The sequence below is a fragment of the Microbacterium sp. NPDC087868 genome, assembly GCF_044900755.1.
GTDB lineage: Bacteria > Actinomycetota > Actinomycetes > Actinomycetales > Microbacteriaceae > Microbacterium > Microbacterium galbinum.
On sequence record NZ_JBJDNO010000002.1, the window covers coordinates 611,891 to 636,903 of the forward strand.

Here is a 25,013-nt window from a genome sequence, read left to right on the forward strand (position 1 = left end):
CGAGACACGCCGCAACCGCGCTCGCGCGCGCGGCGTGTCTCGACCCCTCAGCGGACGGTCAGTCCTCGTCGGGCTCTTCCGGCGCGCCGCCCGAAGCCGTGTCGGCCTCCTCGTCGGCGCCGGGCGTGCCCTGCGTGTTCTGGTGATCGGCGTCGTGCAGGTCGTTGCTCACGGGATCGCTCATGTCGTCCTCCTTCGGTGTGAGTGGACATGCACCGTACGTCCGCTCCGACGCGTGCGCGCAGGGGGTTGACTCCCTCGTTCCCCATGCCCGTTCTCCTGCACCGATCGGTGCAGAATGCCGCTTCTGGGGCTCCTTTGCCGGCGTTTCGCACCGATCAGTGCGTTACGTCACGCATTCCAGCCGCGCAGCGCATGGATCACCGCGGTCTTCGGGTACTCGCCTCCCGGCTCCCCGAGCTCGAACAGGTCGATCATGAGGAACATCGGATGCCGTGGCGCCTGGGCCGCGCGGAACACCACGACGCCGTCGCAGCCGATGACCGTCTCGCCGTCTCCCCAGATCGCGGTCCAGGTGTGCGGGGTGCGGGCGTCGTGATCGAGCGCGACCTCGACCATGTCGGTCACGAGCCGCTCGTCGCCGTGCGCCTTGATGCCGCAGCGCGCCGTCCACCCCGTCGCGCCCGGCCGCGCATCGATCTCGAAGATGCAGACCTCTCCGCGGTCGTGCTCCGACTCGTGCTCGGTGCCCACGAGCCAGGCCGCGAGCATGCATCCGGGGTCGTCGCTCGCGCTCACCGTGATGTCGACGCGCCCGCGGCGGGGCGCCCACGACAGCCGCGTCGGAACGGCGGTGCGCACGGTGAGCCCGTCGGGGCGATGCCGGTGCGTGCCTCGGGTCGATCCGGCGGGTCCGCTGAACGATCCGGTCTGCAGGTTCGACACCCGCATCGGGGCGTCCTCCGGCCGCCAGGCGGGTTGGTCGGCGTCGATCCGCAGCATCAACCCCTCTGGCCCGGTCGCGTATCGCGCCTCCGCGCGCCCCGGCGTGGTCCAGTGGGCGAGGTAGCTCGTCACCCACAGGTCGGGGTCGGGGCCGTCGGCGAAGTCGTCGACGATGTCGGGCTCGCGGTCGGGCGGGGGAGGGAGCAGCTCGGGCACCCCCTCATCCTCCCCGGCTGGACCGATATTCGCTGACGCGCGATCCGTGAAATCGGATGCTCATGCTCACCGGTTCGCCCGGGCGTCGTCGATCCCGCGGGCGGACCGGTCGAGCGCGGCGGCGACCTCGGCGGGGTGGGTGAGAGCCGCATAGTGCCCGCCGGGCACCTCGACGGGGTCGCTCCCCACGCGTTCGCGCACGACCCGGCGCATGAACGGCGCGGGGAAGAAGTTGTCGTCGGCGCACACGATCCCGATCGTCGGGATCGACCGCAGACGATCGCCCGGCCACGGCTTCGACAGCCACGCGCCCTGTTGGTCCCGTTCGCGTCGGCGCGCTTCGTCGGCCAGCTCCCGCGGCACACCGTTGTAGAACGAGACCTCGGGGTCGTCGTCGATGCTCTCGCGGTCGTGGCCGGTGTTCGTCCACCAGTCCATGAACGTCTCGCCCGGCTGCGGGATCATCGCCGAGAAGAACACGAGTCCGTCCGCCTCGAGCGCCTCCGCCGCGAGGGGCGCCGTGAAGCCGCCGAGCGAATGGCCGACGACGATCACGTGATCGCGGGTGCGCACGGCCTCGACGACCGTGCGCACGTAGTCGGAGAGCTCGGCATCCGATCGTTCGGTCGGGAGGTCGACCGCCACCGCCTCGTGCCCGGCGCGCTCGAGGTGCGGCGCGACCAGGTGCCAGTCCCAGCCCGTCGATCCGCCGCCGTGGATGAGCGCGAAGGTCGCCATGGGGTCACGGTAGTCCGGCGCGCGGCATCCGCACCAGGCCTTCCGGTTCGCCCGCCCCGGCGCGGGCGAACCCCCGTAGCCTGGACGCATGTCGACCCCCGCATCGCGCACCGCCCTCGAAGTCGCCGACTGGCGACGCCGTGTCTTCGCCCTCTACGCCGCCGTGCGCGAGGCCGATTCGCCCGAAGACGCCCACGAACTGTGGCGCATCGAACGAGACGACCTCATGCTGCACCATCCCGCCACGGCGTTGCTGCCCGAGGACCGCGTGATGTTCGAGGGGCTGCCGATCGCCTCGTACGACGCGCAGTGGCGGTTCGAGCTGCCGATCCTCGAGGCCGAGCCCGGCGGATTCGACTTCGCGACCGGCACCGACGGCGTCGTGCCCTTCGAGCGCATCGGTCGGGTCGAGGTGCCGGATGCCGGGTCGCTCGACGTGTGGCGGTTGACGACGTACGGCGGCGGGCTCTTCATCCCGGTGCGCGATGCGCTTGCCGGCAAGCCCGGCGGCACCTACGGCGGCGGACGCTACCTCGTCGACACGATCAAGGGCGCCGACCTCGGATCGGATGCCGCGGGCGGCACGATCGTGCTCGACTTCAACTTCGCCTACAACCCGTCGTGCGCCTACGATCCGGCGTGGGCCTGCCCGCTCGCCCAGCCCGGCAACGTGCTTCCCATCGCGGTGCCCGTCGGGGAGATGTACGCGGGCTGAGCTCTCCTCGCAGACCTCATCTCGTGGAGACCGACTCGTCGGTCGCGTCGACCGGAGCAGCGGCATCCGCCCGGTGCAGCGTCTCGGGCAGCACGGAGATGCCGATCAGTCCGATGACGCTCAGCCCGACGAGGTAGCCGGCGACCAGCCAGGGAGCGCCCCCGGAGAGGCCGACGAGCGCGGTGGCGACCAGCGGGGCGGTGCCGCCGACGAGGGCGGCCGGGATCTCGCGCGAGATCGCGATGCCGCTCCAGCGCATGCGGGTGGGGAAGAGCTCCGCCAGCATCGCCGCGGACACGCCGATCGTCGCTCCCTGCACGATGGCCAGACCGAGGATCAGGCCGAGGGCGACCAGTACCGAGTTCTCCGTCTGGAAGAGCATGAACATCGGGAACGCGAAGGCGATCGCGAAGATCGCCGCGCCGATAAGCACGGGCTTGCGGCCGATACGGTCGGCGAGACGCCCGAACCCGAGGGTGGCGGGGATGGTGAGCAACTCCGCGACGATGAGGCCGATGAGAGCGTGCGTGGGGTTCACCGAGAGCGTGCCGGTCGTGTACGAGATCGAGAACGTCTGCACGACGTAGACCCACGGCAGGGCGAACACGAACAGCGCCATGCCGGCGAGCAGGGTGCGCCAGTGCGAGCGCACCGCCGTGACCAGCGGCGCACGCGTCACCTCGCCATCGCGCTCGGCGGCCTCGAACGCCGCGGTCTCCTTGACGCGCAGGCGGAAGTACAGCGCGAAGGCCACGATCACGATGCTCGCGATGAACGGGATGCGCCATCCCCAGGCCTGGAACTGCTCGACCGGCAGCAGGCTGATGAGGGCGAAGGTGGCGGTGGCGAGTGCCATGCCCACGTAGACGGATGCTCCGGGGAAACCCGCGATGAAGGCGCGGTTGCGCGTTTCGGACGACTCGCTCGCCATCGTCATCGCGCCGGCGAACTCCGCACCCGCGCCGGCGCCCTGGAAGAGGCGCAGGACGATCAACAGGATGGGTGCCCAGATGCCGATGGTCTCGGCGGTCGGCAGCAGGCCGATGAGGGTCGTCGCGATGCCCATCATGAGGAGCGTGGCCAGGAGGGTGCCCTTGCGGCCGATCCGGTCTCCGAAGTGCGCGAACACGAGGCCGCCGATCGGGCGGGCGCCGAAGCCGACGGCGAACGTCGCGAATGCACCCAGCAGCCCGGCGAAGTCGCCGCCGCCCGGGAAGAACAGCGGCGCGAAGACCAGAGCCGATGCGAGTCCGTAGAGGGTGAAGTCGTACCACTCGATGATGGTTCCGACCGAGCTTCCGATGACGGCCCGTCGGCGTTGTGCGCGGGGGTCCAGTCCGGGGCGATCGATGTCGTCGGCGATGTCGATGTCCATGGCACTCCTGTGTGTCGAGGTGGAGGTCCGCGCGCCGACGTCCGTTGGTGGGCGCGCGAACCTCACTCAGGCTAGACAGATCGTCCACAGGTCTTCATGTGCCCAGGGCACAGGGTCGGACGCTCGAAATGAGTGCACCGCACATGCGCGGCGTCCAGCGCGGCCGCTCGGTGATAGCAGCATTCAGTCGTGCGTTCAATGGCTCCCGGGAGATCGCGCCGGGGTGGAACCATCGGAGCATGGATGCCGCAGTCGTGGTCGAGGTCCCCGCGGGGCATGACGAGGCGCTGCTGCGGAAGCTCGTAGAGGCTGCGGCAGGCGGGGATCAGGAGGCCATCGCCCAGGTGTACGACCTCACCTGCGTTCCGGTTCTGCGGCTCATCCGCGACGTCGTCGACGACCCGACGGTCAGCGATGAAACCCTTCAGGCGACATACCTCGAGATATGGCGTCGCGCGCAGGAGGGCGCTTCGACGCGGGGGTCCGTGATCGGGTGGATCTCGGAGATCGCTTACGCCGAGTCGGTGGGCCGGCGCGCTCCGGGGGCCTGGCGCCCGTTGCCGGATGAGCAGCGCCGATGCCTCGCGCTCGCACACTACTTCGGTCTCTCCCAGGTCGAGATCGCATCGGTGACCGGCACGACCCTCGCGATCGTTCGCGCGCTGACGCGCGCCGCGCTCACGAACATTCGGGGCGAGTCCGGCCCCGAGCGCATCGCCGACCTCGCCAGCTGACGGTCTCCCGGACCGACCGACCGGCCGACGAGGGACTCGTTACCGCGCCGTCTCGCTCACCCGGGGCCGCGTGAGACGCGGCACCAGCACCGGCGTGCTGTCGCGGTAGGCGATGTAGTCGGCGCGATCCCCCCACTTCTTCTCGGCGCGAGCCTCGAGCAGCGGGATGCCGCTCACCCGCGTGAGCAGCAGGATCACGAACAGCGGCGAGAGCACGGCGACCCACTGCCACCCGGTGAGCACGGGCGCCGCGGTGATGAAGACTCCCACCCAGATCACGATCTCGCCGAAGTAGTTGGGGTGGCGCGACCGCGACCACAGGCCGGTGCGGATGAACTCGTCCCGATTGCGCGGGTCCTTCCGGAACGCCGACTTCTGGGCGTCGGCGACGATCTCGACCACCATGCCGAGAGCCCACACGACGACCCCGACGATGCTCAGCCATCCGAGGGGCGGCCGGGCCGCGGCATCCGTGCTGATCGCGATCCACGCGGCCGCCGCCGTCAACGACACCCATGCGCCCTGGATCACCCATACCTGCAGGAAGCGCAGCGGCGAGCCCTTGACCTCGTCGAATCGGCCGTCCGATCCCGCCTTGTGCACGCGCATGGCGAGGAACGAGCCGAGGCGCGCGGCCCACAGCATCACCATGCCCGCGAGGATCCAGCTGCGCACGTCGGGCATCGGCGTCAGCAGCACGAGAACCACGGAGATCACGAAGAAGGTGGCGCTGCCGGTGAGGTCGAAGAAGCGCTCGGTGCGCAGGAGGAATGCGGGGATGAAAGCGAGGATCTGGATGACGAACGCCGCCGCGACCGCGACCGCGAACAGCGGGATGCCGCCGACGGATGCGCCGTTCTGACTGCCGGCGAGTGCGACGAGCGCGCCGATGACGAGGGCAGCGACGATCGCGATCAGCGAGGTGCGCGAGGAGCGGGTGTTCGTGGGCGTCGGCGACGACATGGCGTTCTTTCCGTTTCTCGGGGGGTTTCAGAGGTAGAGGTCGTTGACGGTGACGGCTGCGCGATCGAGCACGACGTTCCGCTTGAGTTTCATGGTGGGTGTGACGAGTTCGCGGTCGTCGAGGTCGGCGAGCACGACGCTGAAGCGGCGCACCTGCTCGCTGTGCGCCACGAGTGCGTTGGCGGCGTCGACGGCGCGCTGCAGGTGGGCGCGCAGCGCTGGATCGGCGACCGTGCGGATGTCGTCGATCGGACCCGAAGGGAGGGCGATGCCTTCGGCGGATGCCCAGGCCCGCGTCTGCTCGGGGTCGAGGAGCAGCAGCGCCGACAGGTAGGGCTTGCCCTCGCCGACCATCACCGCGTGCGAGACCAGCGGATCGGCTTCGACCGTGTTCTCCCAGCGGGTCGGCACGACGGTCTTGCCGTTCGAGGTGACGATCACGTCTTTGAGCCGGCCCTCCAGGAACAGCCGGCCCTGGTCGTCGAGTCGCCCGAGGTCGCCGGTGCGGAAGAACCCGTCGATGAAGGCATCCTCGTTGTGCGCCGGATTGCGGTACCCGTCGAAGACGCCGACACCGCGGGCGAGGACTTCGCCCTCGTCGCTGATGCGCACGGTGAGTCCGGGCAGGGGCGTGCCGACGCTGCCCGAGGCGATGAGGCCCGGCAGGTTACCGGTGAGCGGCGCCGTCGTCTCGGTCAGCCCGTACCCCTCGATGACGGGCACGCCGAGGCCGCGGAAGAAGAGCGAGAGTTCGGGGTCGAGCGCGGCTCCGCCCGAGAGGATGTAGCCGACCCGCCCGCCCATCACGGTGCGGAGACGGCGGTAGAAGAGGGCGTCGAAGAAGCGGTGGCGCAGACGGAGCCCGCGGCGGTTCGGGATTCTCCGACGCGCGTCGATCCGCTCGGCGCGGCGGCCCCAGGCGACGGCCGTCTCGTGAGCCTTCGCCCAGACGCGACTCAGGCCCTTGTCCGCAGCCTTCGAGGCGGCGGCAGCCTGGATCTTCTCCAGCACGCGCGGCACGACGACCAGGAACGTCGGGCGCAGCGTGTCGAGGGTCGATACCACCGTGGACGGGTCGGAGAGGTGCGCGATGCGCATGCCGCTGGCCAGGCAGATCAACTGGAGTCCGCGCGCCAGCACGTGGGCGAGCGGCAGGAAGATGACGGTGTTGCCGTTCTCGTTCACGATCTCGCGGTACGCGGCGGCGATGTTGAGCACCTGGCCGAGGAAGTTCCGATGCGTGAGCACGACGCCCTTGGGCTCGCCCGTGGTGCCCGAGGTGTAGACGATGGTCGCGGGGTCGTCCTGCGTGGCGTGCGTTCGGCGTGCCTCGACTTCTTCGTCGGCGATGTCGGAGCCCCGCGCGACGAGGTCGTCGAGGGTTCCGGATGCCGCGGCTCCGGGGTTGTCGTCAGCATCCATCGTCCATGCGCCGAGCGTCGGAGCGTCGGCGTGCGCGAGAGCCGCCTGCAGGAGCTCGGCGTGCGCCGTGGTGCCGCCGATCGCCAGGCGCACGCCGGCGTCGGCGACGATCGCGTTCACCTGCGAGGGCGACGACGTCTCGTAGATCGGCACGACGACGGCGCCGGCGAACCAGGCGGCGAGATCGGCGACGGCCCACTCGTAGCGCGTCGGCGCCATGATCGCGATCGGATCACCGGTGCGGATGCCGCGGGCGATGAACCCCTTCGCGAGGGCCCGCACCTCGTTCGCGAACTCCCGGGTGGTGACCGGCTGCCAGCCGCCGTCGCGGTGGACCTCGAACGCGACGTGATCGGGGGCGGTGCCCTCACGCCGGACCAGCAGGTCGGTGACGTTGCGGTAGCCGTCGAGGGCGGCGAGGGGTGGGGTCGACGACTCGATCATCGGGGCTCCTCTCGGTCTGCGGGCGCGCCAGAGCCGCCCATCGGGTTCTGTTCGGAGCCGGTGGGAATTCGGATGGGAAGGAAAAACCCCCGGGTGTGTCCCGGGGGTTCGAGTGGAGGGGCTGACGGGAATCGAACCCGCGCTGTCTGCTTGGGAAGCAGAAGTTCTACCATTGAACTACAGCCCCGAACCCCGCATCCTCGCGGAACGGGGTGACGCCAGCCTACCTGCCGCCCGGCCCGCGACCAAAGCGCTCACGCGGCTCGTCGGATCCGCGCCATGATGTCGGTATGGGCAGTGTCATCGGGGAGCTTCTTCCGTTCGCGCTCGGCATCGCGATCAGTCCGCTGCCGATCATCGTCGTCATCCTCACCCTGCTGAGCCCGAAGGCGCGCACGAGCAGCCTCGGTTTCCTGATCGGGTGGGTCGTCGGCATCCTGGTGGTGATCGGCGTGCTCACGGCGCTGTCGACCTTCCTGCCCGACCGCGACGATTCCGAACCCGGAGTTGCGGCGGGCCTCGCCAAGCTGGCGGTCGGCGTGCTGCTCGTGGTGCTCGCGGTCGGCCAGTGGCGCAAGCGCCCGAAGCCCGGCGAAGAGCCGAAGCTGCCGGGATGGATGCAGAAGGTCGACGCGTTCGACTTCGCCGCCGCGCTGCGGTTCGGCCTCTTCCTCTCGGCCGTGAACCCGAAGACCTACATCTTCAGCCTCAGCGTCGCGATCGACCTCGGCGTCTCCGACCTCGAAGGCACGGAGCTGCTCGTGCCGATCGTGGTGTTCGCGGTGATCGCGGCATCCACCGTGCTCGTCCCCGTCGTCGCCTACGCGATCGCCGCCGACCGCCTGCGTGCGCCGCTCGCGGCGCTGCACGTCTGGCTCAGCCGAGAGAACAACACCATCATGTGCGTGCTGTTCCTGGTGCTCGGCTCCTCGGCGGTCGGCAGCGGCATCGGCATCCTCTGGCCGTAGCGGATGCGGGGCGTCGTCGTTTCATGACGAGAGGCGCACCCCCCCCGGCTGACGCCGGAGGTGCACCTCTCGGGTTGGTTTCGACGCACCCGGGGGAGCGCGTCATAAGTCCAGACGGTCGAGATTCCCGTTTCGGTCGTCGAATACGGGCATACTTCGTGAGCACGAACCATGCGGCAACTAGGCTGAACCCGTGCTTCTCAGCGATCGCGACATCAGGGCAGAACTCGCTTCCGGCAAGATCGGGCTCTCGCCGCACGACCCGGCGATGGTGCAGCCGTCGAGCGTCGACGTGCGGCTCGACCGGTACTTCCGGCTGTTCGACAACCACAAGTACCCCTTCATCGATCCCTCGGTCGATCAGCCCGAGCTCACCCGTCTGATCGAGGTCGACCCCGATGAGCCGTTCATCCTGCACCCGGGCGAGTTCGCGCTCGGAGCGACGTTCGAGCAGGTCAGCCTGGCCGACGACGTCGCCGCCCGCCTCGAGGGCAAGTCGTCGCTCGGACGCCTCGGCCTCATCACCCACTCCACCGCCGGGTTCATCGACCCGGGTTTCACCGGACACGTCACGCTCGAACTCGCCAACGTCGCGACGCTGCCGATCAAGCTGTGGCCGGGCATGAAGATCGGACAGCTCTGCTTCTTCCGCCTGACCTCGCCCGCCGAGAATCCCTACGGCTCCGGCCCCTACGACAACCGGTACCAGGGACAGCGGGGGCCGACGGCATCCCGCTCCTTCCAGAATTTCCATCGCACAGACGTCGGCGTCACAGACGTCGGAGCCCTCGGAGGCTGACATGACCAGCGACAGCACCACCCCGCCCGACCCCGACAAGCGCGAGAACGGCGAGGCGGATGCCGTCGTTCCGCCGCCTCCCGTCTTCGACGATGCCGCGGCCGCCGCGGTCGTGCCGCCGCCCCCGGTCTTCGACGACAATCGGGCCGACCTCGTCGTGCCCCCGCCGCCCGCGTTCGACGGTCCGCTGACCGGGTCGGTTCCACCGTTGTCGGCGTCCACCGACGGCATCGTTCCCCCGCCTCCTGCCTTCGAGGGAACGACCGGTGACGCTGTGGTCCCTCCGCCGCCGGCGTCCGACGGAGACGTCGCGGGTGCTCCGGCATCCGCATCGCTGCGTCGTCGTACCCCGCCCGCGTCGGTGCCCGCCGTCGTTCCCGACGCCGCATCGACGGCGCCCGAGCCCGACCCGGCATTCGTGGCACCCGAGGTTCCGGCATCCGGCGGTTACCGGGCCTGGACCGTCGCGATCTTCAGCATTCTCGTGCTGCTGCTCGCGGGCGCGATCGCCCTCGTCATCTACCTCGCGACGAGCACGACCCTGAACATCCCGGGCTTCGACGATGCCTCGTCCGCCCACGGATCGAGCATCCTCGTGGCCGCGGCGCCGGTGTCCGGCTCCGACGCTCTGCCGATCTGACCCGTCTGAACGGGGAGCGTGGCACTAACTCAGGACGAATGCCGTGAATCGGCGCCGTTTCGGCCGATTCGACGGGTGTGAGCGCCGTTTTTCCTGAGTTGGGTACAGGGGCACGACGAGAAGAGGGGCGGATGCCGAAGCATCCGCCCCTCTCTGATGGGGTGACTCGGGTCAGGCGTCGCGTCCGCGGCTGAAGCCGGCGTCGAAGCCGCGCTCGTAGGCGTGCTGCGCCAGGCGCGCGGCGCGGTGCGGACCGTGCCCGCGGTGGTCACCGTGGGCGTGGGATCCGTGGCCGTGCTCGCCGTGGGAGCCGTGGCCGCAGTCCGCGTCGCGGCCGGAGCCGTGTCGGGGGTCGAAGCCGTGACGGGGTCCGAAGTCGCGCTCGCCGTCGGCATCCGGTCCGAAGCCGTGCTCCGGTCCGAAGCCGTGCTCCGGTCCGAAACCGCGACCGGGGCCGAAGCCGCGACCCGGACCGAAGCCGGGGCCGAAACCGTGACGGCGGCCGAAGCCGTGCCGCGGGCCGGCGTGCTTTCCGAAGCGTCCGTGGGGGCCGAAGCCGTGGCGGCGCGACCGGGGGAGAGGCGTCTCTTCGTCCCACCCGAAGGCGCGGGCGATCTTCTCGAGCGAGGCGAGGGTGGTGGCGAGCTCGTCTTCGGAGACGGCTCCCGTGACCTTCGCGCGGATGCCGTCGACGATCGCGCCGAGGCGGTCCTTCGCTGCGCGTCCGTCATCGGTGAGCGTCCAGCCGTCGCCGTCGGCGATGACCCAGCCGCGCTCGACGAGGCGGTGCAGCTTGTGCTCGTTGAGGGGGCGTCGCGCCGGCATCGTGCCGTCGACGACGTTGAGGAGGCGCCAGTCACGGCGACCGACCTCATCGCCCTCGCGGTCGAAGGCGGCGGCGAACTCGGCCGCCATGAGGCGGTCGACGGCCTTCAGCCAGTAGCCGAAGGGGCGGGCGGTGTTCTCGGGGTTCTGTTCAGAGGTGTTCATGAGTTGTGTCCTTTTGCATGTCAGGGTGCACGTGTATGTCACTGTGCATGTACATGTAGTGTGACATGCGATGTGAATGCATGTCAAGTCGCATGTAAAATCGATGTGTGAGCACCGAAGAGATCGACCCCGCCGAAGCGATCGCCCAGGCCCTGTCCCGTCTGCGCGGACGTCGGCCGGGCGACCGCGGCGACCGCGCTGACCGCGGGCCCCACGATCACGGTCACGGCGGTCCGCACGGCTGGCGCGGCGGACCGCGCGGCGGAGAGCGCGGGGGACCCTTCGGCCACGGGCACCCCGGCATGCCTCCGTGGATGGGCGATCCCTCCGGCCGCCTCGGCGGCCCCGCGCGCATGCGGATGCTCGAAGCCCTCGCCGCAGCATCCGCACCGCTCAGCGTGAGCGAGCTCGGCGCGGCGATCGGCGTCGACCAGCCGCGCGCCTCGAGGCTCGTGCAGCAGGGTGTCGACCATGGGTTCCTGCGGCGCGAAGCCGATCCCGATGACGCCCGTCGCACGCGCATCGCACTCACCGACGAGGGACGCAACCTCGCCCGCGGCGTGCGGGGCGAGCGGCGTCAGATGCTCAGTGGCGCGCTCGCCGCGTTCACCGACGAGGAGCGCACCGAGCTGGCCCGTCTTCTCAACAAGCTCGCCGACAACTGGCAGCGCTAGACCGCGGGGCTCCGATCAGCGCGGCGCCTTGACCGGCAGCAGCAGCAGGAAGCCGGCGATCAGCACGATCATGATGCCCAGGATGCCGAAGGCGGTCTGCGCCGTCAGCACGATGAGCAGCGTCCAGGCACCCGAGGCCATCCAGCTCGCCGCGCGGCCGGTCGTCGCGTAGAGGCCGAAGATCTCGCCCTCGCGTCCGGCCGGGGTGACCCGAGCGAGGAACGAACGCGCGGCGGCCTGCGCCGGTCCGACGAACGCGCAGAGGATGAGTCCGCCGATCCAGAACACCATCGCTCCGCCGTCGCGCAGCAGGAAGACCGCGAGTCCGGCGACGATCATCGAGCCGATCGACACGAGGATGATGCGCTTCGGGCCGACGCGGTCGTCGAGGCGCCCGGCGAGGAGCGTCGAGACCCCGGCGATGAGGTTCGCGGCGATGCCGAAGATGATGATGTCGTCGGTCTCGAAGCGGAAGACCGCGGTGCCGATGATCGCCCCGAATGCGAACACTCCGCCGAGGCCGTCGCGGAAGACGGCGCTCGAGAGCAGATACCAGAACGTCGGGCGCGTCTCGGGGTCGCGGTAGAGACCGGCGACGTCCTTCACGAGCAGCACGTAGGAGCGGAAGAATCCGACCTTGCGCTCGGGGCGGCCGAGCGAGGGCTCGGGCACGTTGAGGAAGATCGGGATGCTGAACACGATCGCCCACACCGCGCAGCCGACCGCGATCAGGCGGTAGACGAGACCGTTGTCGGTCGGCATCCCGAACCAGTCGACCGCATTCAACGCCACCACGATCGCGAGGGCGATGATGCCGCCGAGATATCCGAAGCCCCAGCCGAGACCCGAGATGCGTCCGACGTTCTTCGGGTTCGCGATGCCGATGAGCATCGCGTTGGAGTTGACCGCCGCGATCTCCTGGAACACCGTCGCCGCCGAGATCAGCGCGACGCCCAGCCAGAACAGGCTCGGCGTCGGCTCGACGAACCACAGCCCCAGCATGCACAGGATCAGGGCACCGGTGCCGATGCCCAACCAGAGCTTCTGCCGCCCCGCGGCATCCGCTCGCTGGCCCAGCACGGGCGCGAGCAGCAGGATGCCGAACGCCGCGATCGTCGATCCCAGGCCGAGGCCCGAGGTCAGGTCGGCCTCGGCTGCCAGCCGCACCGGGTCGTTCTCGTCGAGCGCCGCGATGTCGGCGGGCAGGAACCCCTCGCCCACGAGATAGAGGGCGGTGAAGACGAAGGTCAGGATGACGGTGTTGAAGGGCTGCGTCGCCCAATCCCACAGCGCCCACGAGAAGACCTGCTTCTTGGGGGCCGGTGTCTCGCCGCGCAACTCGAGGCCGATGACGGCGACGGCGCCGCTGTTCGCCGTGGCGACCGGCTCGGGGACGCCGGGCTGGGATTCGGGTGCGCTCATGAGTCGAAGTCTGGCCGCACCCGATGAACGGTCGGTGACGGCGCGCCGTGCCGCAGGCCCCGGACGATCGGTCGGATGCCGTGGACGCGCGGTCGGGCGCGCGGCATCCGTGTGCACCAGGCTGAAGGCATGACGATCACCTCCCCCGTGCCCACCACCGCATCCGCCCCGGCCGGACGGATGCGCTACGGCGGGCTCATCGTCGTCATGCTCATGAGTTTCCTGCTCGTGACGGCGGAGTTCCTGCCCAACGGCGTGCTCACCGAGATGGCCACCGCGCTCGGCGTGACGCCCGGGCAGGCCGGTCAGACCGTGACGGTCACCGCGCTCGTCGGATTCATCGTCGCGCCGACCATCGGGCTCGTCTTCCCGCGCCTCGACCGCCGGTCGCTGCTGGTGTGGATGGCGCTCGCCGCCGCCGTCTCGAACCTCATCGTGGCGATCGCCCCCAACCTGATCATCGTGCTGCTCGCCCGGTTCCTGCTGGGGGCGGCGATCAGCGCCTTCTGGTCGATGTCGATCACCGTCGCGGCGCGCATCGCGGGCCCCGAGCGCCTCGGCCGCGCCGTGATGTTCACTGCCGCCGGCACCTCGCTCGCAACCGTCGCGGGTGTGCCGCTCGGCGTCATGCTCGCCGAGATCGTCGACTGGCGCACGGTGTTCGCGATCGCGGGCGTCGCCACCGGACTCCTCGCGATCGCCCTGCGCGCACTGCTGCCCTCGGTGCCCGCGGCGCAGGCGTCGAGCATCCGTCTGCTGGTCGAAACGGTCCGTCAGCCCGGTATCGGACTCGGTCTGATCGGTCACGTCTTCGTCGTTCTCGGGCACTTCCTCGCCTACACGTACGTGCGGCTCGCGCTCGAGCGCATTCCCGATGCGGATGCCACGACCATCGTCGTGCTGCTCGCGCTGTTCGGCGCCGGAGGTCTGATCGGCAATCTCGTCATCGGTTTCGTGATCGACAAGACCTTCGCGTTCTTCGCCGTGCTCGCGCCCCTGGTGATCGCCGTGTCGGTCGCCTCGATGTTGCTGCTCTCGGGCTCGGTCGTCGGCATCGCGGTCGTCGTGTTCGTGTGGGGCTTCTTCTTCGCCTCGTGGCTGATCGTGGTGAACACGTGGGTCGGGCATCGGATGCCGTCGCGACTGGAGGCCGGCGGAAGCCTGGTGGTCGTCGGATTCCAGGGCGCCATCATGCTCGCGGCCGGACTCGGCGGATTCCTCGTCGACGGAGCCGGGGTCGAGGTCGCCTACGTGCTGGGGGCGTCACTCCTGGTCATCGGCGCCGTGCTCTTCGGGCTCTCGAACCGCGTGCGCGGCTGAGCCCCGGACGAAAACCCAGACCGGTCGAGTCTCCCTCGGCGTGTCCGAGGGGGACACGCCGAGCCTCGACCGTGACGTCTCCGTTTTCGCGCGTGAGAGGCTACGCCGAGACCGGCGTGCGGTGGGCCAGGCGCCATGACGACGGCGTCATGCCGGTGCGTCGGCGGAAGGCGCGACTGAACCCCTCGTCGGAGGCGTAGCCGAGCGCGCGCGAGATGTCGGACACGGACCGCCCGGCGTCGAGCATCCGCTTGGCCTGATCGACGCGCACCTCGGTGACGTACTCGGCGGGGGAGCGTCCGATCGCGCTGCGGAACCGCTCCGCGAAGGCCGAGCGCGACATCGCGCCGACGCTCGCGAGGCGCTCGACGGTCCAGTCGCGGCCGGGCTCGTCGTGGATCGCGTCGATCACGCGGTCGAGGAACGGGTCGCTCGACGTCTGCAGCCATCCGGCGGGCGCGCAGCCGTTCTCGGCCCACGCACGGATCACCGACAGGAACACGGTGGTCGCCATGAGCTTGCAGATCACCGGGTCGGTGCGCCGGAGCGGGAACTGCGTCGGGTCGACGAGTCCCATGCTGGCGGCGAGCGTGGCGGCGGCGGGTTCGAGAGCGTCGAAGCCGGTGACGGTCACGAGATCGGGCAGCAGGGCGAGCAGCGGGGATGCCGCGTCGGCGAGTTCGATGTCGAGCACGATGAGAGTGGTGTCGCCGTCGGCCTCGAGAGCGAAGGGGGAGCCGCACCGTGTGAGGAAGGCGTCGCCGGAGACCAGGAGATCGCGCGGTGCGCCGGCATCGACCGACACCTCCTGCGAGGAGCGATCGACGTCGAGGCGGCATCCGGCCTGGAGCGGCGGATGCCCCGCCACCCCGCCCTCGGCGACGTAGACGAGCGTCATGGCGTCGGGCATCATCGGCAGCAGCTCGCCCGAGGAGATCGGGACGCGGCGGGCGAAGCCCACGCGGAGGTCGACGGTCGCGAGCACGCGCGCCAGAGCATCCGCATCCACAGTCATGCTTTCGGAAACGCGGTCGTGCCCGGCCTTATTCCGCTCATAGGAGCCGCCGATACCCTGGAACCACCCCCACCCGAGGAGTCCCGTGTTTCGAACGCCCGACCGCCTGTACCGAGTTCTCGCGATCGCGGAGGCGATCACCTGGACCCTCCTGATCGGCGCGATCATCGCCCGCGCCCTCGGCGCCCCGGGCATCGTGGTGACGATCGGCGGAGGCATCCACGGGTTCGTGTTCCTCGCCTACGGGGCAACCGCGCTGCTCGTCGCCGTCAATCAGCGCTGGCACGTCGGGGTCGCGATCCTCGCGGTCGCGAGCGCCGTGGTGCCGTACGCGACGATCCCCATGGAGATCTGGCTGCACCGCACCGGTCGCCTCGCGGGAGCCTGGCGCCTCGAGGCCACCGACGACCCGCGCGACCGCCGCTGGTACGACCGCCTCATGCGCTGGTTCCTGCGCCGGCCGGTCGTGCTCGTGCTCCTGCTGGCCGTGGCGATCGTCGCCCTCTACGTGATCCTGCTGATCGCGGGTCCTCCCGGCGGCAAGTGAGCGCGTCCGCAGCCCTCAGGGCGTGACGACGACCGAGTTGGTGTCGGCGATCTCGGCGAGCACCGCGGCGGGGTCGCCGGTCGTGCAGTCGACGATGACGTACAGCCCGACCCCGACCTCGCTGAACGCACGAGCCGCCATGATCCAGGTGCGGCCGGTGTCCTGGCCGACCACCTGGCGGTTCTCGACCGCGTCGTTGCCGCCGACCTGATAGCTGAACGCGCCCGTCGTCGCGTCCGGGGTGATGTCTTCGGGGGATCCTCCGAGGACGGCGGCGATGACGGCATCCGACGTGGCGCTGTCGTCGCCGGCGACCTGCATGTCGGCACCGATCGTGCCCTGCCAGAAGTGCGCGGTGCAGGAGCCGTCGACCGTGGCGTAGCTCCAGTTGCCCTGCCCGTCGTCGGGCGAGGCCATCTCCCACCCCTCGTCGACGAGCAGTCCGTCGCCCCACTGGATGTAGGCGGTCGACGGGAGGGAGAGACCGTCGTCGAACGACAGCGTGGTCGGGATGCCGTCGGCGGTCGACGTCTCCTCCGGCGCGGGGGTGGTCGTGTCCTCCGTTGCGGGCGCGTCGGCGGGGATCTGGGCGTAGATGCAGCCGCTCAGCGGAAGGAGGGCCGCGGTCACGACGAGGGCGGCGGCGAGACGGGGGAGGGGCATCGAGGGCATACGGGGAGCCTAATCACTCGCGTTCACCCCGCACAGGGGTAGGACTGCCCATACGGCGTCAGTGCGAGGTCGCGATCCCGAGCCCGTCGTGCACGATGACCGCCGCGACCCGCGCGCCCGCTCCCGCCGCCACGATCAACTGCTGGGGGCCGGGCGCCGCCGCATCGCCCGCCGCGTACAACCCCGCGACGTCGGTGCGCCCGGAGCGATCGGTGAGCAGGTGGCCCGCGGCGTCGCGCGCCGGGTCGATGCCGTCGAGGAAGGGCAGAGAGGCATCCCACTCCGGGCGGACGAACCCGCCCTCGATCGCGACGGAGGTGCCGTCGGCGAGCCGCACGGCCTCGAGCTGCCCGCGGTCGCCGACGAGCTCGACGATCGGATGCCGCTGCACCACCGCTCCGGCGGCGGCGAGTTCGGCCTCCTCCTGCGCGCTCACGACCGAGGCTCCGTTCGTGAACACCGTGAGGCTCTCGGTCCAGCGCGAGATCAGGCGGGCACGGTCGGCGAGGTCCGTCGTCTCGCCGATGAGGGCGAGTGTGCGCCCCTGCAGCTCCCATGCATCGCAGGCGGCGCAGCTGAACAGGCTCATGCCGTAGAAGCCGCGCAGATCCGGCACCGCGGGGAGCGTCTCGCGCAGGCCGGTCGCGATCAGCACCGCCGGGGCGGATGCCGTTCCCGCGGGCTCGCGGCGGCCGATCTCGGCGGTGAACCCGGCATCCCTCCGTCGCAGCGAGACCACCCGCACCCGTGAGCGGATCTCGACGTTCGGATATGCCGCGAGCTCCGCGCGGGCGAGCCGACGCAGCTCGTGCGGCGGGATGCCGTCGCGCGTCAGAAATCCGTGCGAGGCGAGTGTGGCGGCGTTGCGCGGCCGGTCGGCGTCGACGACGAGCACCCGGGCGAGGGAACGGCCGAGGTTGAGGGCGGCCGAGAGCCCGGCGGGGCCGCCGCCGATGATGATCACGTCGTATTCGGTGTGGTCCACAGCATCCTCCTGACCTGCGTTCGTCGCGCACGCGGTCTCGGATGGGATGCGGCTGCGCCGCCCGGGCGACGCCGCCGCGAGCCGCATCGGGTAAGGCTCGCCTTACTTCCATCCTGCCATGAGTGGCGCGGGCGCGGCGGTGTCCTAACTCAGGAAAACCGAGGGCGCGGAGGACATTGCCACGGGGAAACCGGGGGTGCGGGCGGCATCCGTCCTGAAACAGTGCCGACCCTGCCGTCCGCAACTCCTCAGAAACTCGTGATTCCGGACCATTGCGTGCCGCATTCGCGTCATCCGGGCCATATCGGAGGAGTTGTGAACAGGGCGACGACGGCGACCCGACGGCGTCACGGAGTGATGACGACCGAGCTCTTCGCGAGGAGTGCGCCGAACGCGTCGGTGATGTCGTCCTCGTCCGGGCAGCTCGCGAAGGCGATCACCGTGATCCCCGGGACGTCGAAGGAGCGGCCGGCAAAGACGCCGGACTCGCCGTCCTGCGCGAACGTGACCTGGCGCATCGCGACCGAGTTCCCGAGGTCGCCCTCGAGGGGGAACTTCCCGGTCGTCGGCGGAGCGGTCTGAAAATCGATGACGAGGTTCATCACGCCGTTCGAGGCGTCGAGATCGTCATCCTCGGCGAAAGGCGTGCCGTAGTTCATGTCGTCGGTCACGGAGTATCCGGCGATGCAGTCGTCGGCGATCCGACGGTAACTCCGACCGCTTTCGCCCTGGCCCGTCTCCTGCTCCTCCCACTCGGCGTCGCCCTGAAGACCGTCGTTCCAGTCCACCTTCGTGTCTTCGTCGAGCGTCTGCCCGTCGACGAAGGTGAAGGTGTAGGGACCCGGTGCGCATCCGGCCAGGGCGAGCAGCGACAGGGCAGCGACGGATGCCGCGACGGTTCGAGTGGGCATGGCGGTGCGGTTCATTCCGCACATCGTAGGGGGATGCGTGCGGATGGCCGGAAAGTTATCCACAGCTGCCAAGGAACTTCGAGTGAAGCGGCGCCACCACGTCAGTGCCGCCAAGAGTTGGGGGGCCTGTGACGGAGGGGTGGGGGGCGGTGATGGGTGCGTTCGTGCGCCAAGGCGAGGAGGGCGTCGATGTTGTCGGCTCGTCGAACTCGCGCGGCCGCAACTGTCAATCAAAGTTGAGCCAGTTCATATCAAGTTTGTTTGACAGTCATCTCGCGTCGATGTACAGTTGAGCCATCGCGACTCAGGTTTCCTGATCGCCGCAGATTTTCAGACCAACCATCGTCAGCAACACAAAGGAGAACAACATGGCACGTGCTGTGGGAATCGACCTCGGTACGACGAACTCCGTCGTCAGCGTCCTCGAGGGCGGCGAGCCGAAGGTCATCGCCAACGCCGAGGGCTTCCGCACCACCCCGTCGGTGGTCGCCTTCACCAAGGACGGCGAGGTGCTCGTCGGTGAGACCGCCAAGCGCCAGGCCGTCACGAACGTCGACCGCACCATCGCGTCGGTCAAGCGTCACATCGGAACCGACTGGACCTTCGACGTCGACGGCAAGAAGTGGACGCCGCAGGAGATCTCCGCGCGCATCCTCATGAAGCTCAAGCGCGACGCCGAGTCGTACCTGGGCGACACGGTGACCGACGCGGTCATCACCGTCCCCGCGTACTTCAACGACGCCGAGCGCCAGGCCACCAAGGAGGCCGGCGAGATCGCGGGCCTCAACGTCCTGCGCATCATCAACGAGCCCACCGCCGCGGCCCTCGCCTACGGCCTCGACAAGGGCAAGGAAGACGAGCTCATCCTGGTCTTCGACCTCGGTGGTGGAACGTTCGACGTCTCGCTGCTCGAAGTGGGCAAGGACGACGACTTCTCGACCATCCAGGTGCGCTCGACCGCCGGTGACAACCGCCTCGGTGGAGACGACTGGGACCAGCGCCTCGTCGACTACCTGATCTCGCAGTTCAAGTCCACGACCGGTGTCGACGTCTCGGGTGACAAGATCGCCCTGCAGCGCCTCAAGGAGGCCGCGGAGCAGGCGAAGAAGGAGCTGTCGTCCTCGACGAGCACCTCCATCAACCTCCCGTACCTCTCGCTCACCGACTCGGGCCCCGTCTCGCTCAGCGAGACCATCACCCGCGCGAAGTTCGAGGACCTCACGAAGGACCTGCTCGACCGCACCAAGAAGCCCTTCGAGGACGTCATCCGCGAAGCCGGCATCAAGGTCGCCGACATCGACCACATCGTGCTCGTCGGTGGATCGACGCGTATGCCCGCCGTCGCCGAGCTCGTCAAGCGCGAGACCGGCAAGGAAGCCAACAAGGGCGTCAACCCGGACGAGGTCGTCGCCGTCGGCGCCGCTCTGCAGGCCGGTGTGCTGAAGGGCGAGCGCAAGGACGTCCTCCTCATCGACGTCACCCCGCTGAGCCTCGGCATCGAGACCAAGGGCGGCATGATGACGAAGCTCATCGACCGCAACACCGCGATCCCGACCAAGCGCAGCGAGACCTTCACCACGGCCGACGACAACCAGCCGTCCGTCGCGATCCAGGTCTTCCAGGGCGAGCGCGAGTTCACCCGCGACAACAAGCCGCTCGGAACCTTCGAGCTCACCGGAATCGCCCCGGCCCCCCGCGGCATCCCGCAGGTCGAGGTGACCTTCGACATCGACGCCAACGGCATCGTGCACGTGTCCGCCAAGGACAAGGGCACGGGCAAGGAGCAGTCGATGACGATCACCGGCGGCTCGTCGCTGTCGAAGGACGACATCGAGCGCATGGTGCGCGAGGCCGAGGAGAACGCTGCCGAGGACAAGAAGCGCCGTGAGGCCGCCGAGGTCCGCAACCAGGCCGAGACCCTCGCGTACTCGATCGACAAGCTGATCAAGGACAACGAGGACAAGCTCCCCGCCGACGTCAAGGAGTCGGTCCAGGCCGACGTCGACGCCCTCAAGACGGCTCTCGCCGGCGAGGACGACGACGCCGTGAAGACCGCGTTCGACAAGCTCAACGAGTCGCAGACGAAGCTGGGCGAGGCGATCTACGCGCAGTCCCAGGCGGATGCCGCGGCCGGTGCCGCTCCCGAGGGCGACGCTCCCCAGGGTGATGCATCCTCGTCCGACGAGGATGTCATCGACGCCGAGGTCGTCGACGACGAGGACGAGAAGAAGTAATCATGGCTGACAAGGACTTCGAAGAGAACAACGGAGTCGCAGGCGAGGGGTCGGATGCTCAGGCATCCGGCCCCGCGCCGCAGAATCCGGACTCCACCGAGGCCGCAGCGGCCGAGGGCTCGGACGAGACGCCGGTCGACGGTGCTCCCGACGACCTCACGGTCGACGACATCCTCGGCGCGACGCAGACCGGTGAGGCCGCGGCGGAGGACGCCGTGCTCGCCGACCTCGAGTCGACGCTGCTCAACGACCTCAAGCGCCTGCAGGCCGAGTACGCGAACTACCGTCGCCGCACGGAGGAGTCGCGCCAGGTCGAGATCGAGCGCGCGAAGGGCGAGGCCGTCAAGGGCCTGATCCCGGTGCTCGACGATCTCGATCGCGCCAGCCAGCACGGCGACCTCGTCGACGGCACTCCCTTCGCCGTGATCGCCGAGAAGGTGCGCGCGGTCGTGGAGCGCCTCGGCGTCGTCTCGTACGGCGAGAAGGGCGAGGAGTTCGACCCGCAGCGCCACGAGGCCATCTTCCAGCAGCCGACGCCCGGCGTCGACAAGACCACGATCCTCGAGGTCGTCGAGGTGGGATACCGCCTCGGAGACGTCGAGCTGCGTCCTGCGAAGGTCGTCGTCGCCGTCCCCGCGGAGTAGGTGATGCATGGCTAGCCAGGATTGGTTCGACAAGGACTTCTACAAGACCCTCGGGGTCTCGAAGGACGTGAGCGAGGCCGACCTCAAGAAGGCCTACCGCAAGCTCGCACGGAAGTACCACCCGGATTCCAACCAGGGTGATGCCAAGGCAGAGGCGACCTTCAAGGAGATCAGCGAGGCGTACTCGGTGCTCTCCGACGCCGAGCAGCGCAAGGAGTACGACGAGATCCGCGCCATGGGCTCGGGCGCCCGCTTCACGGCGGGCGGCTCGGGTGCCGGCGGGTTCGAAGACGTCTTCAGTCGCTTCGGCCAGGGAGGGCGCGGGCAGTCCGCCGACTTCGAGGACATCTTCGCGATGTTCAACCAGGGTCAGGGCGGAGGAGGCTTCGGCAACGGACGCTTCGGGCAGACGAGTGGCGGATTCCGCGGCTTCGGTGGCCCGCAGCGCGGTGCCGATGTCACGGCCCGCACGACCCTCGACTTCGTCACCGCCGTGCAGGGGGAGACGATCTCGCTGCAGGGTGACGACGGCAAGCCGTTCAAGGTGAAGATCCCGGCCGGGGTCGCCGACGGGCAGAAGATCCGTCTGCGCGGCCGCGGTCGGCCTTCGCCGGACGGGGGCGAGAGCGGTGACATCGTGGTGCAGATCACGGTGCGCCCGCATCCCGTCTTCACCCGTGACGGCCTCAACCTGCGCGTCGTCGTGCCGGTGACCTTCACCGAGGCGACGCTCGGCGCGACCATCGAGGTCCCCACGCTGAGCGGAGACGTCGTCAAGCTCCGGGTCGCCCCCGGCACCCCCTCCGGGCGTGTGCTGCGGGTCAAGGGTCGCGGCGTCACGACCGGCAAGGGCACCGGCGATCTTCTCGCCGAGCTGCAGGTGGCCGTGCCGACGCACCTCGACGAGGCGGCGCGCGAGGCGCTCGAGAAGTTCCAGGCTCTGGAGCCGACCGAGAACCCCCGCGCCGAGCTCATGGCGAAGGCGCGGCGATGACGTCCTTCGTCTCGGGGCGTCCTTCGTCTCGTCGCTTCGCTCCTCGCTCAGGAACCGGTTCCAGCCCGGTCCCTGAGCGAGCGGAGCGAGGCGAAGGGCGCTCAGGAACCGGAGAAGGGGCCCACCATGGATGCTGACACCCCGGTCTTCGCGATAGCCGTCGCGGCCGAGCTCGCGGGCATGCACCCGCAGACCCTGCGCCAGTACGACCGCATCGGCCTGGTCACCCCCGGCCGCACGCGCGGCGGTTCTCGCCGGTACTCGCATCGCGACATCGAGCAGCTCCGTGAGGTCGCTCAGCTGTCGTCCGAGGGGATGAGCCTGCCGGCGATCGCCCGACTGCTCGACCTCGAGGACGAGAATCGGATGCTCCGCCGCCGCATCGCCGACCTCGAGGCCTCTCTGCGGTCCGAGCGCGAGAATCGACCCGGAGTGCGCGTGTTCGCGGCGGGTTCATCCGGTGTGGTGCCGATGCCGTCGGGACGACGTCTGCGTCGTTCGACCGAAGTGGTGCTCTGGAGCCCGCGCGACGGGCGCAACTGACCTCTCCCCACCGACCGGTGTGTATCCTGTCAACTGTTAACAGGAGGTCGGCGTGACACAGATCGTCAAGCGGGCAGAGTCGCTCGGAGCCCAGGTGGCACGCGTGCTGCGTCAGCGCATCGTGCGCGGGGACCTCGCGCCCGGCACCCGCATCACCGAGGAGGCGCTCGCCGAGGAGTTCGACGTGAGCCGCGGTCCGATCCGCGATGCCCTCACGCAGCTCAGCTTCGAGAACCTCGTCGAGGTGCAGCGCCCGCGCGGCGTGTACATCACCGGACTCACGAAAGACGACGTCGACCAGCTCTACAGCCTGCGCGGTGCTCTCGAGCAGCTCGCCCTCTCTCGGGCGATGCGCGTCGACGACCCGGCGCGCTGGGCGCCGATGGCGGCGGCCGTCGGGCGCATGAGTGCGGCTGCGGATGCCGGCGACCACGCGGCTTTCGTGACCGCCGACCTCGACTTCCACTCGCAGATCTACGCGCTCGCCGACCACCCGCGGCTCGAGGGGGCGTGGAGCCAGTACCTCCCGACGTTCGCCGCGCTGCTCGAGGTCACGATCAACCACGACGAAGACCTCCACGAGTCTTCGGGCGACCACTTCACGCTCATGGACGTCATGCGCACCGGCACCTCGGAGGAGGCATCCGCTGTTCTGGCCGCGCACCTCGACGGTGCCCGCGATCGGATGCTGAGCGAGATCCAGACGCGGGCCTGATCTCCCTCGGTATTCCGAGTCGCGCGCCTCGCGGGTCTCGCCAGGCGAAGAGCGCCAGGTGAACGATTCGAAAGCCGCGGGCGTCAGCCCCGGCGGTGGAAGGGGCAACCGCGGACTCGACCTCCGGAGGCCGGCATGGTCGGCAGGCGGCAGAGGTTCACGTCGAGGCCCTGGTCGAGGATCTCGACCCGTCGCTCGCTCAGCGCGGAGACCGCGGCCGCGAGCCCCGCGATGGCGAGCTTCTCGCCGGGGCAGCGGTGCCCCGTACGCGGATCCGCTCCGCCGTGCGGGACGAAGGTCTCGATCGCCTCGTAGTCGTCGATCCCGACGAACCGGTCCGGAACGAAGTCCGCGGGACGGTCCCACGACGCCGCGTCCATGTTCGTGCCGAGGATGTCGAGCACGACGCGGTCGCCCGCCTCCACCCGCTCGCCGTCCAACTCGACGTCCTCCGTCGCCCAGGCGGGAAGCATCGGCACGAACGGCGAGGTGCGGCGGATCTCCTGCGCGAACGCCGTCGCCAGCGGGCCGCCGGTCAGCGAACCCCGCTCGGCTGCCTCGGTCGCGATGCGCCCGCGCCATTCGGGATGCTCATGCAGTCGCTTCGCGGCGTAGGCGACGAACCGCGCCACGGCGATCATCGGGCGCAGCACGTTCTGCAGTTCGATGCCCGCGAGGCGAGGAGACAGCAGCACGCCCGTCTCATCCCTGTGCCAGGCCCACTCGTGCAGGGCGGTCCCCGCGACGGTCTCGAGCTCGCCGCGCCGCACGGCCATGACGAGGTTCTCGGCGTGGCGGTCGGACCATGCCCGGTTGAACTGCGCACTGAGGAAGGCGAGGGAGTAGGGCGCACCGAATCCGTCCACGATCTGCGCGAGTCGCTCGGCCCACCGAGTCTTCGCCCGCGCCGTCCCCGGGAGTCCGGCCCAGCGCATGATGGCGCGACCGAAGGCGCCGATCGCGGCGTCGTAGGCGGAACGGCGGCTCGTACCGGCTGCCCAGGCGTCGACCTCGCTCCGCCACTCGCGCTCGAGGTACGGCGCGAGACGCGCGACCTGCTCGTCTTCGTACGCGACGTCGAGGAAGGTCGTCTTGCGGTGGCGGTGCGTCGCGCCGTCGAGGCTGTGCACCGAGCCCTTCCCGAAAAGGGTGTTCTGAACGAGAGCGGGCATCGCGCCGTGCCGGGCGATCCGGTCCCCGTCGTAGAACAGCGACACCGCCTCGGCGCCGCGCACGAACAGCGCAGGCTTTCCCAGCAGGCGCATCCCGACGGCGCGGGCCCCCGGTTCCGTGCGCCGCCAGAGGTGCTCGCCGAGGCGGTAGCCGCGGGTGAGCAGACCGATCGAGTCGTCGTGCAGAGGGTGGGGAGTACTCGATCGCATCAGCATGCGCCCACTGTCCCCGCACCGATGCGGCGGCGATAGGGG

At 69.7% G+C, this 25,013-nt stretch carries 26 protein-coding genes and 1 tRNA gene; 13 read left to right on the top strand and 14 right to left on the bottom strand.

Translation table 11 applies throughout. The features are described 5' to 3' along the window. Nucleotides 1–58 precede the first annotated feature (58 nt). From ACI2JZ_RS08335 to ACI2JZ_RS08345, 3 genes are all read right to left on the bottom strand, one after another. On the bottom strand, nt 59–184 hold the full coding sequence (locus ACI2JZ_RS08335) for a hypothetical protein (RefSeq protein WP_281731258.1): 126 nt from the start codon (nt 182–184) through the stop codon (nt 59–61). A 167-nt stretch (nt 185–351) separates the two neighbouring features. Continuing rightward, entirely contained in the window at nt 352–1,122 is a 771-nt protein-coding gene (locus tag ACI2JZ_RS08340; protein ID WP_404597184.1) for a hypothetical protein, read from the bottom strand. A gap of 66 nt (nt 1,123–1,188) precedes the next feature. After that, on the bottom strand, nt 1,189–1,860 hold the full coding sequence (locus ACI2JZ_RS08345; RefSeq protein ID WP_404597185.1) for an alpha/beta fold hydrolase: 672 nt from the start codon (nt 1,858–1,860) through the stop codon (nt 1,189–1,191). Nucleotides 1,861–1,948: 88 nt separating this feature from the next. On the opposite strand from ACI2JZ_RS08345, the gene ACI2JZ_RS08350 reads away from it, so the two are divergent. Then, the gene (locus tag ACI2JZ_RS08350; protein ID WP_404597186.1) at nt 1,949–2,575 is read left to right on the top strand and encodes a DUF1684 domain-containing protein; all 627 of its coding nucleotides are present in this window, start codon (nt 1,949–1,951) and stop codon (nt 2,573–2,575) included. 16 nt (nt 2,576–2,591) lie between these two features. Here the strand turns inward: ACI2JZ_RS08350 and ACI2JZ_RS08355 are convergent, their stop codons facing one another. Continuing rightward, the gene (locus tag ACI2JZ_RS08355; RefSeq protein ID WP_404597187.1) at nt 2,592–3,950 is read right to left on the bottom strand and encodes an MFS transporter; all 1,359 of its coding nucleotides are present in this window, start codon (nt 3,948–3,950) and stop codon (nt 2,592–2,594) included. Nucleotides 3,951–4,189: 239 nt separating this feature from the next. On the opposite strand from ACI2JZ_RS08355, the gene ACI2JZ_RS08360 reads away from it, so the two are divergent. Next, nucleotides 4,190–4,684: a sigma factor-like helix-turn-helix DNA-binding protein gene (locus ACI2JZ_RS08360; RefSeq protein ID WP_404597188.1), complete on the top strand. Its 495-nt coding sequence runs from the start codon at nt 4,190–4,192 to the stop codon at nt 4,682–4,684. 39 nt (nt 4,685–4,723) lie between these two features. Here the strand turns inward: ACI2JZ_RS08360 and ACI2JZ_RS08365 are convergent, their stop codons facing one another. The 3 genes from ACI2JZ_RS08365 to ACI2JZ_RS08375 form a co-directional block, all read right to left on the bottom strand. Next, the gene (locus ACI2JZ_RS08365) at nt 4,724–5,647 is read right to left on the bottom strand and encodes a DUF1295 domain-containing protein (protein WP_404597189.1); all 924 of its coding nucleotides are present in this window, start codon (nt 5,645–5,647) and stop codon (nt 4,724–4,726) included. Nucleotides 5,648–5,674: 27 nt separating this feature from the next. After that, nucleotides 5,675–7,513, bottom strand: coding sequence for an AMP-dependent synthetase/ligase (locus ACI2JZ_RS08370; RefSeq protein WP_404597190.1), 1,839 nt, complete (start codon nt 7,511–7,513; stop codon nt 5,675–5,677). Between the two features lie 113 nt (nt 7,514–7,626). Then, a tRNA-Gly gene (locus ACI2JZ_RS08375) sits at nt 7,627–7,700 on the bottom strand. 103 nt (nt 7,701–7,803) lie between these two features. Between ACI2JZ_RS08375 and ACI2JZ_RS08380 the strand changes: the two genes are divergently transcribed. From ACI2JZ_RS08380 to ACI2JZ_RS08390, 3 genes are all read left to right on the top strand, one after another. Next, the gene (locus tag ACI2JZ_RS08380; RefSeq protein WP_404597191.1) at nt 7,804–8,481 is read left to right on the top strand and encodes a GAP family protein; all 678 of its coding nucleotides are present in this window, start codon (nt 7,804–7,806) and stop codon (nt 8,479–8,481) included. Nucleotides 8,482–8,674: 193 nt separating this feature from the next. Further along, complete coding sequence (gene dcd, locus ACI2JZ_RS08385; protein WP_404597192.1) at nt 8,675–9,280, top strand: dCTP deaminase; 606 nt, start codon at nt 8,675–8,677, stop codon at nt 9,278–9,280. Between the two features lies 1 nt (nt 9,281). Beyond that, nucleotides 9,282–9,920, top strand: coding sequence for a hypothetical protein (locus ACI2JZ_RS08390; protein ID WP_404597193.1), 639 nt, complete (start codon nt 9,282–9,284; stop codon nt 9,918–9,920). 171 nt (nt 9,921–10,091) lie between these two features. Here ACI2JZ_RS08390 and ACI2JZ_RS08395 read toward each other — a convergent pair whose 3' ends face one another. Further along, nucleotides 10,092–10,910, bottom strand: a complete 819-nt coding sequence (locus ACI2JZ_RS08395) for a hypothetical protein (protein WP_404597194.1) — start codon at nt 10,908–10,910, stop codon at nt 10,092–10,094. A gap of 107 nt (nt 10,911–11,017) precedes the next feature. On the opposite strand from ACI2JZ_RS08395, the gene ACI2JZ_RS08400 reads away from it, so the two are divergent. Then, entirely contained in the window at nt 11,018–11,584 is a 567-nt protein-coding gene (locus tag ACI2JZ_RS08400; RefSeq protein WP_404597195.1) for a MarR family winged helix-turn-helix transcriptional regulator, read from the top strand. A 15-nt stretch (nt 11,585–11,599) separates the two neighbouring features. Here the strand turns inward: ACI2JZ_RS08400 and ACI2JZ_RS08405 are convergent, their stop codons facing one another. Next, entirely contained in the window at nt 11,600–13,006 is a 1,407-nt protein-coding gene (locus ACI2JZ_RS08405) for an MFS transporter (RefSeq protein ID WP_404597196.1), read from the bottom strand. A 129-nt stretch (nt 13,007–13,135) separates the two neighbouring features. Between ACI2JZ_RS08405 and ACI2JZ_RS08410 the strand changes: the two genes are divergently transcribed. Continuing rightward, complete coding sequence (locus ACI2JZ_RS08410) at nt 13,136–14,326, top strand: MFS transporter (RefSeq protein WP_404597197.1); 1,191 nt, start codon at nt 13,136–13,138, stop codon at nt 14,324–14,326. Nucleotides 14,327–14,426: 100 nt separating this feature from the next. On the opposite strand, the gene ACI2JZ_RS08415 is transcribed toward ACI2JZ_RS08410, so the two are convergent. Next, nucleotides 14,427–15,341, bottom strand: coding sequence for a helix-turn-helix domain-containing protein (locus tag ACI2JZ_RS08415; protein WP_404597198.1), 915 nt, complete (start codon nt 15,339–15,341; stop codon nt 14,427–14,429). An 85-nt stretch (nt 15,342–15,426) separates the two neighbouring features. On the opposite strand from ACI2JZ_RS08415, the gene ACI2JZ_RS08420 reads away from it, so the two are divergent. Continuing rightward, nucleotides 15,427–15,888: a DUF3817 domain-containing protein gene (locus ACI2JZ_RS08420; protein ID WP_247633658.1), complete on the top strand. Its 462-nt coding sequence runs from the start codon at nt 15,427–15,429 to the stop codon at nt 15,886–15,888. A 15-nt stretch (nt 15,889–15,903) separates the two neighbouring features. Here the strand turns inward: ACI2JZ_RS08420 and ACI2JZ_RS08425 are convergent, their stop codons facing one another. From ACI2JZ_RS08425 to ACI2JZ_RS08435, 3 genes are all read right to left on the bottom strand, one after another. Further along, on the bottom strand, nt 15,904–16,560 hold the full coding sequence (locus ACI2JZ_RS08425; protein WP_404597199.1) for a hypothetical protein: 657 nt from the start codon (nt 16,558–16,560) through the stop codon (nt 15,904–15,906). Between the two features lie 58 nt (nt 16,561–16,618). After that, nucleotides 16,619–17,545, bottom strand: coding sequence for an NAD(P)/FAD-dependent oxidoreductase (locus ACI2JZ_RS08430; RefSeq protein ID WP_404597200.1), 927 nt, complete (start codon nt 17,543–17,545; stop codon nt 16,619–16,621). 347 nt (nt 17,546–17,892) lie between these two features. Continuing rightward, nucleotides 17,893–18,471 carry a hypothetical protein gene (locus tag ACI2JZ_RS08435; RefSeq protein ID WP_404597201.1) on the bottom strand — a complete coding sequence of 193 codons (579 nt, stop codon included), beginning with the start codon at nt 18,469–18,471 and terminating at the stop codon, nt 17,893–17,895. A 353-nt stretch (nt 18,472–18,824) separates the two neighbouring features. Between ACI2JZ_RS08435 and dnaK the strand changes: the two genes are divergently transcribed. The 5 genes from dnaK (at nt 18,825) to ACI2JZ_RS08460 (ending at nt 23,586) form a co-directional block, all read left to right on the top strand. After that, nucleotides 18,825–20,690, top strand: a complete 1,866-nt coding sequence (gene dnaK, locus ACI2JZ_RS08440; RefSeq protein WP_336641590.1) for a molecular chaperone DnaK — start codon at nt 18,825–18,827, stop codon at nt 20,688–20,690. A 2-nt stretch (nt 20,691–20,692) separates the two neighbouring features. Next, the gene (locus ACI2JZ_RS08445) at nt 20,693–21,334 is read left to right on the top strand and encodes a nucleotide exchange factor GrpE (protein ID WP_247633662.1); all 642 of its coding nucleotides are present in this window, start codon (nt 20,693–20,695) and stop codon (nt 21,332–21,334) included. A gap of 7 nt (nt 21,335–21,341) precedes the next feature. Further along, the gene (locus tag ACI2JZ_RS08450; RefSeq protein ID WP_247624334.1) at nt 21,342–22,328 is read left to right on the top strand and encodes a DnaJ C-terminal domain-containing protein; all 987 of its coding nucleotides are present in this window, start codon (nt 21,342–21,344) and stop codon (nt 22,326–22,328) included. 126 nt (nt 22,329–22,454) lie between these two features. Next, nucleotides 22,455–22,871 carry a heat shock protein transcriptional repressor HspR gene (locus ACI2JZ_RS08455; RefSeq protein ID WP_247624335.1) on the top strand — a complete coding sequence of 139 codons (417 nt, stop codon included), beginning with the start codon at nt 22,455–22,457 and terminating at the stop codon, nt 22,869–22,871. A 52-nt stretch (nt 22,872–22,923) separates the two neighbouring features. Next, complete coding sequence (locus ACI2JZ_RS08460; protein WP_247633663.1) at nt 22,924–23,586, top strand: GntR family transcriptional regulator; 663 nt, start codon at nt 22,924–22,926, stop codon at nt 23,584–23,586. 83 nt (nt 23,587–23,669) lie between these two features. Here ACI2JZ_RS08460 and ACI2JZ_RS08465 read toward each other — a convergent pair whose 3' ends face one another. Beyond that, entirely contained in the window at nt 23,670–24,974 is a 1,305-nt protein-coding gene (locus tag ACI2JZ_RS08465; RefSeq protein ID WP_404597202.1) for a cytochrome P450, read from the bottom strand. Nucleotides 24,975–25,013: the final 39 nt, after the last annotated feature.

Bases quoted from the DNA above. Each gene is read 5' to 3' on its own strand.
- ACI2JZ_RS08335 (WP_281731258.1), bottom strand. From the start codon at position 184: ATGAGCGATCCCGTGAGCAACGACCTGCACGACGCCGATCACCAGAAC.
- ACI2JZ_RS08345 (WP_404597185.1), bottom strand. From the start codon at position 1,860: ATGGCGACCTTCGCGCTCATCCACGGCGGCGGATCGACGGGCTGGGAC.
- ACI2JZ_RS08350 (WP_404597186.1), top strand. From the start codon at position 1,949: ATGTCGACCCCCGCATCGCGCACCGCCCTCGAAGTCGCCGACTGGCGA.
- ACI2JZ_RS08355 (WP_404597187.1), bottom strand. From the start codon at position 3,950: ATGGACATCGACATCGCCGACGACATCGATCGCCCCGGACTGGACCCC.
- ACI2JZ_RS08360 (WP_404597188.1), top strand. From the start codon at position 4,190: ATGGATGCCGCAGTCGTGGTCGAGGTCCCCGCGGGGCATGACGAGGCG.
- ACI2JZ_RS08365 (WP_404597189.1), bottom strand. From the start codon at position 5,647: ATGTCGTCGCCGACGCCCACGAACACCCGCTCCTCGCGCACCTCGCTG.
- ACI2JZ_RS08370 (WP_404597190.1), bottom strand. From the start codon at position 7,513: ATGATCGAGTCGTCGACCCCACCCCTCGCCGCCCTCGACGGCTACCGC.
- ACI2JZ_RS08380 (WP_404597191.1), top strand. From the start codon at position 7,804: ATGGGCAGTGTCATCGGGGAGCTTCTTCCGTTCGCGCTCGGCATCGCG.
- ACI2JZ_RS08390 (WP_404597193.1), top strand. From the start codon at position 9,282: ATGACCAGCGACAGCACCACCCCGCCCGACCCCGACAAGCGCGAGAAC.
- ACI2JZ_RS08395 (WP_404597194.1), bottom strand. From the start codon at position 10,910: ATGAACACCTCTGAACAGAACCCCGAGAACACCGCCCGCCCCTTCGGC.
- ACI2JZ_RS08405 (WP_404597196.1), bottom strand. From the start codon at position 13,006: ATGAGCGCACCCGAATCCCAGCCCGGCGTCCCCGAGCCGGTCGCCACG.
- ACI2JZ_RS08410 (WP_404597197.1), top strand. From the start codon at position 13,136: ATGACGATCACCTCCCCCGTGCCCACCACCGCATCCGCCCCGGCCGGA.
- ACI2JZ_RS08415 (WP_404597198.1), bottom strand. From the start codon at position 15,341: ATGACTGTGGATGCGGATGCTCTGGCGCGCGTGCTCGCGACCGTCGAC.
- ACI2JZ_RS08425 (WP_404597199.1), bottom strand. From the start codon at position 16,560: ATGCCCTCGATGCCCCTCCCCCGTCTCGCCGCCGCCCTCGTCGTGACC.
- ACI2JZ_RS08435 (WP_404597201.1), bottom strand. From the start codon at position 18,471: ATGAACCGCACCGCCATGCCCACTCGAACCGTCGCGGCATCCGTCGCT.
- dnaK (WP_336641590.1), top strand. From the start codon at position 18,825: ATGGCACGTGCTGTGGGAATCGACCTCGGTACGACGAACTCCGTCGTC.
- ACI2JZ_RS08445 (WP_247633662.1), top strand. From the start codon at position 20,693: ATGGCTGACAAGGACTTCGAAGAGAACAACGGAGTCGCAGGCGAGGGG.
- ACI2JZ_RS08450 (WP_247624334.1), top strand. From the start codon at position 21,342: ATGGCTAGCCAGGATTGGTTCGACAAGGACTTCTACAAGACCCTCGGG.
- ACI2JZ_RS08455 (WP_247624335.1), top strand. From the start codon at position 22,455: ATGGATGCTGACACCCCGGTCTTCGCGATAGCCGTCGCGGCCGAGCTC.
- ACI2JZ_RS08465 (WP_404597202.1), bottom strand. From the start codon at position 24,974: ATGCTGATGCGATCGAGTACTCCCCACCCTCTGCACGACGACTCGATC.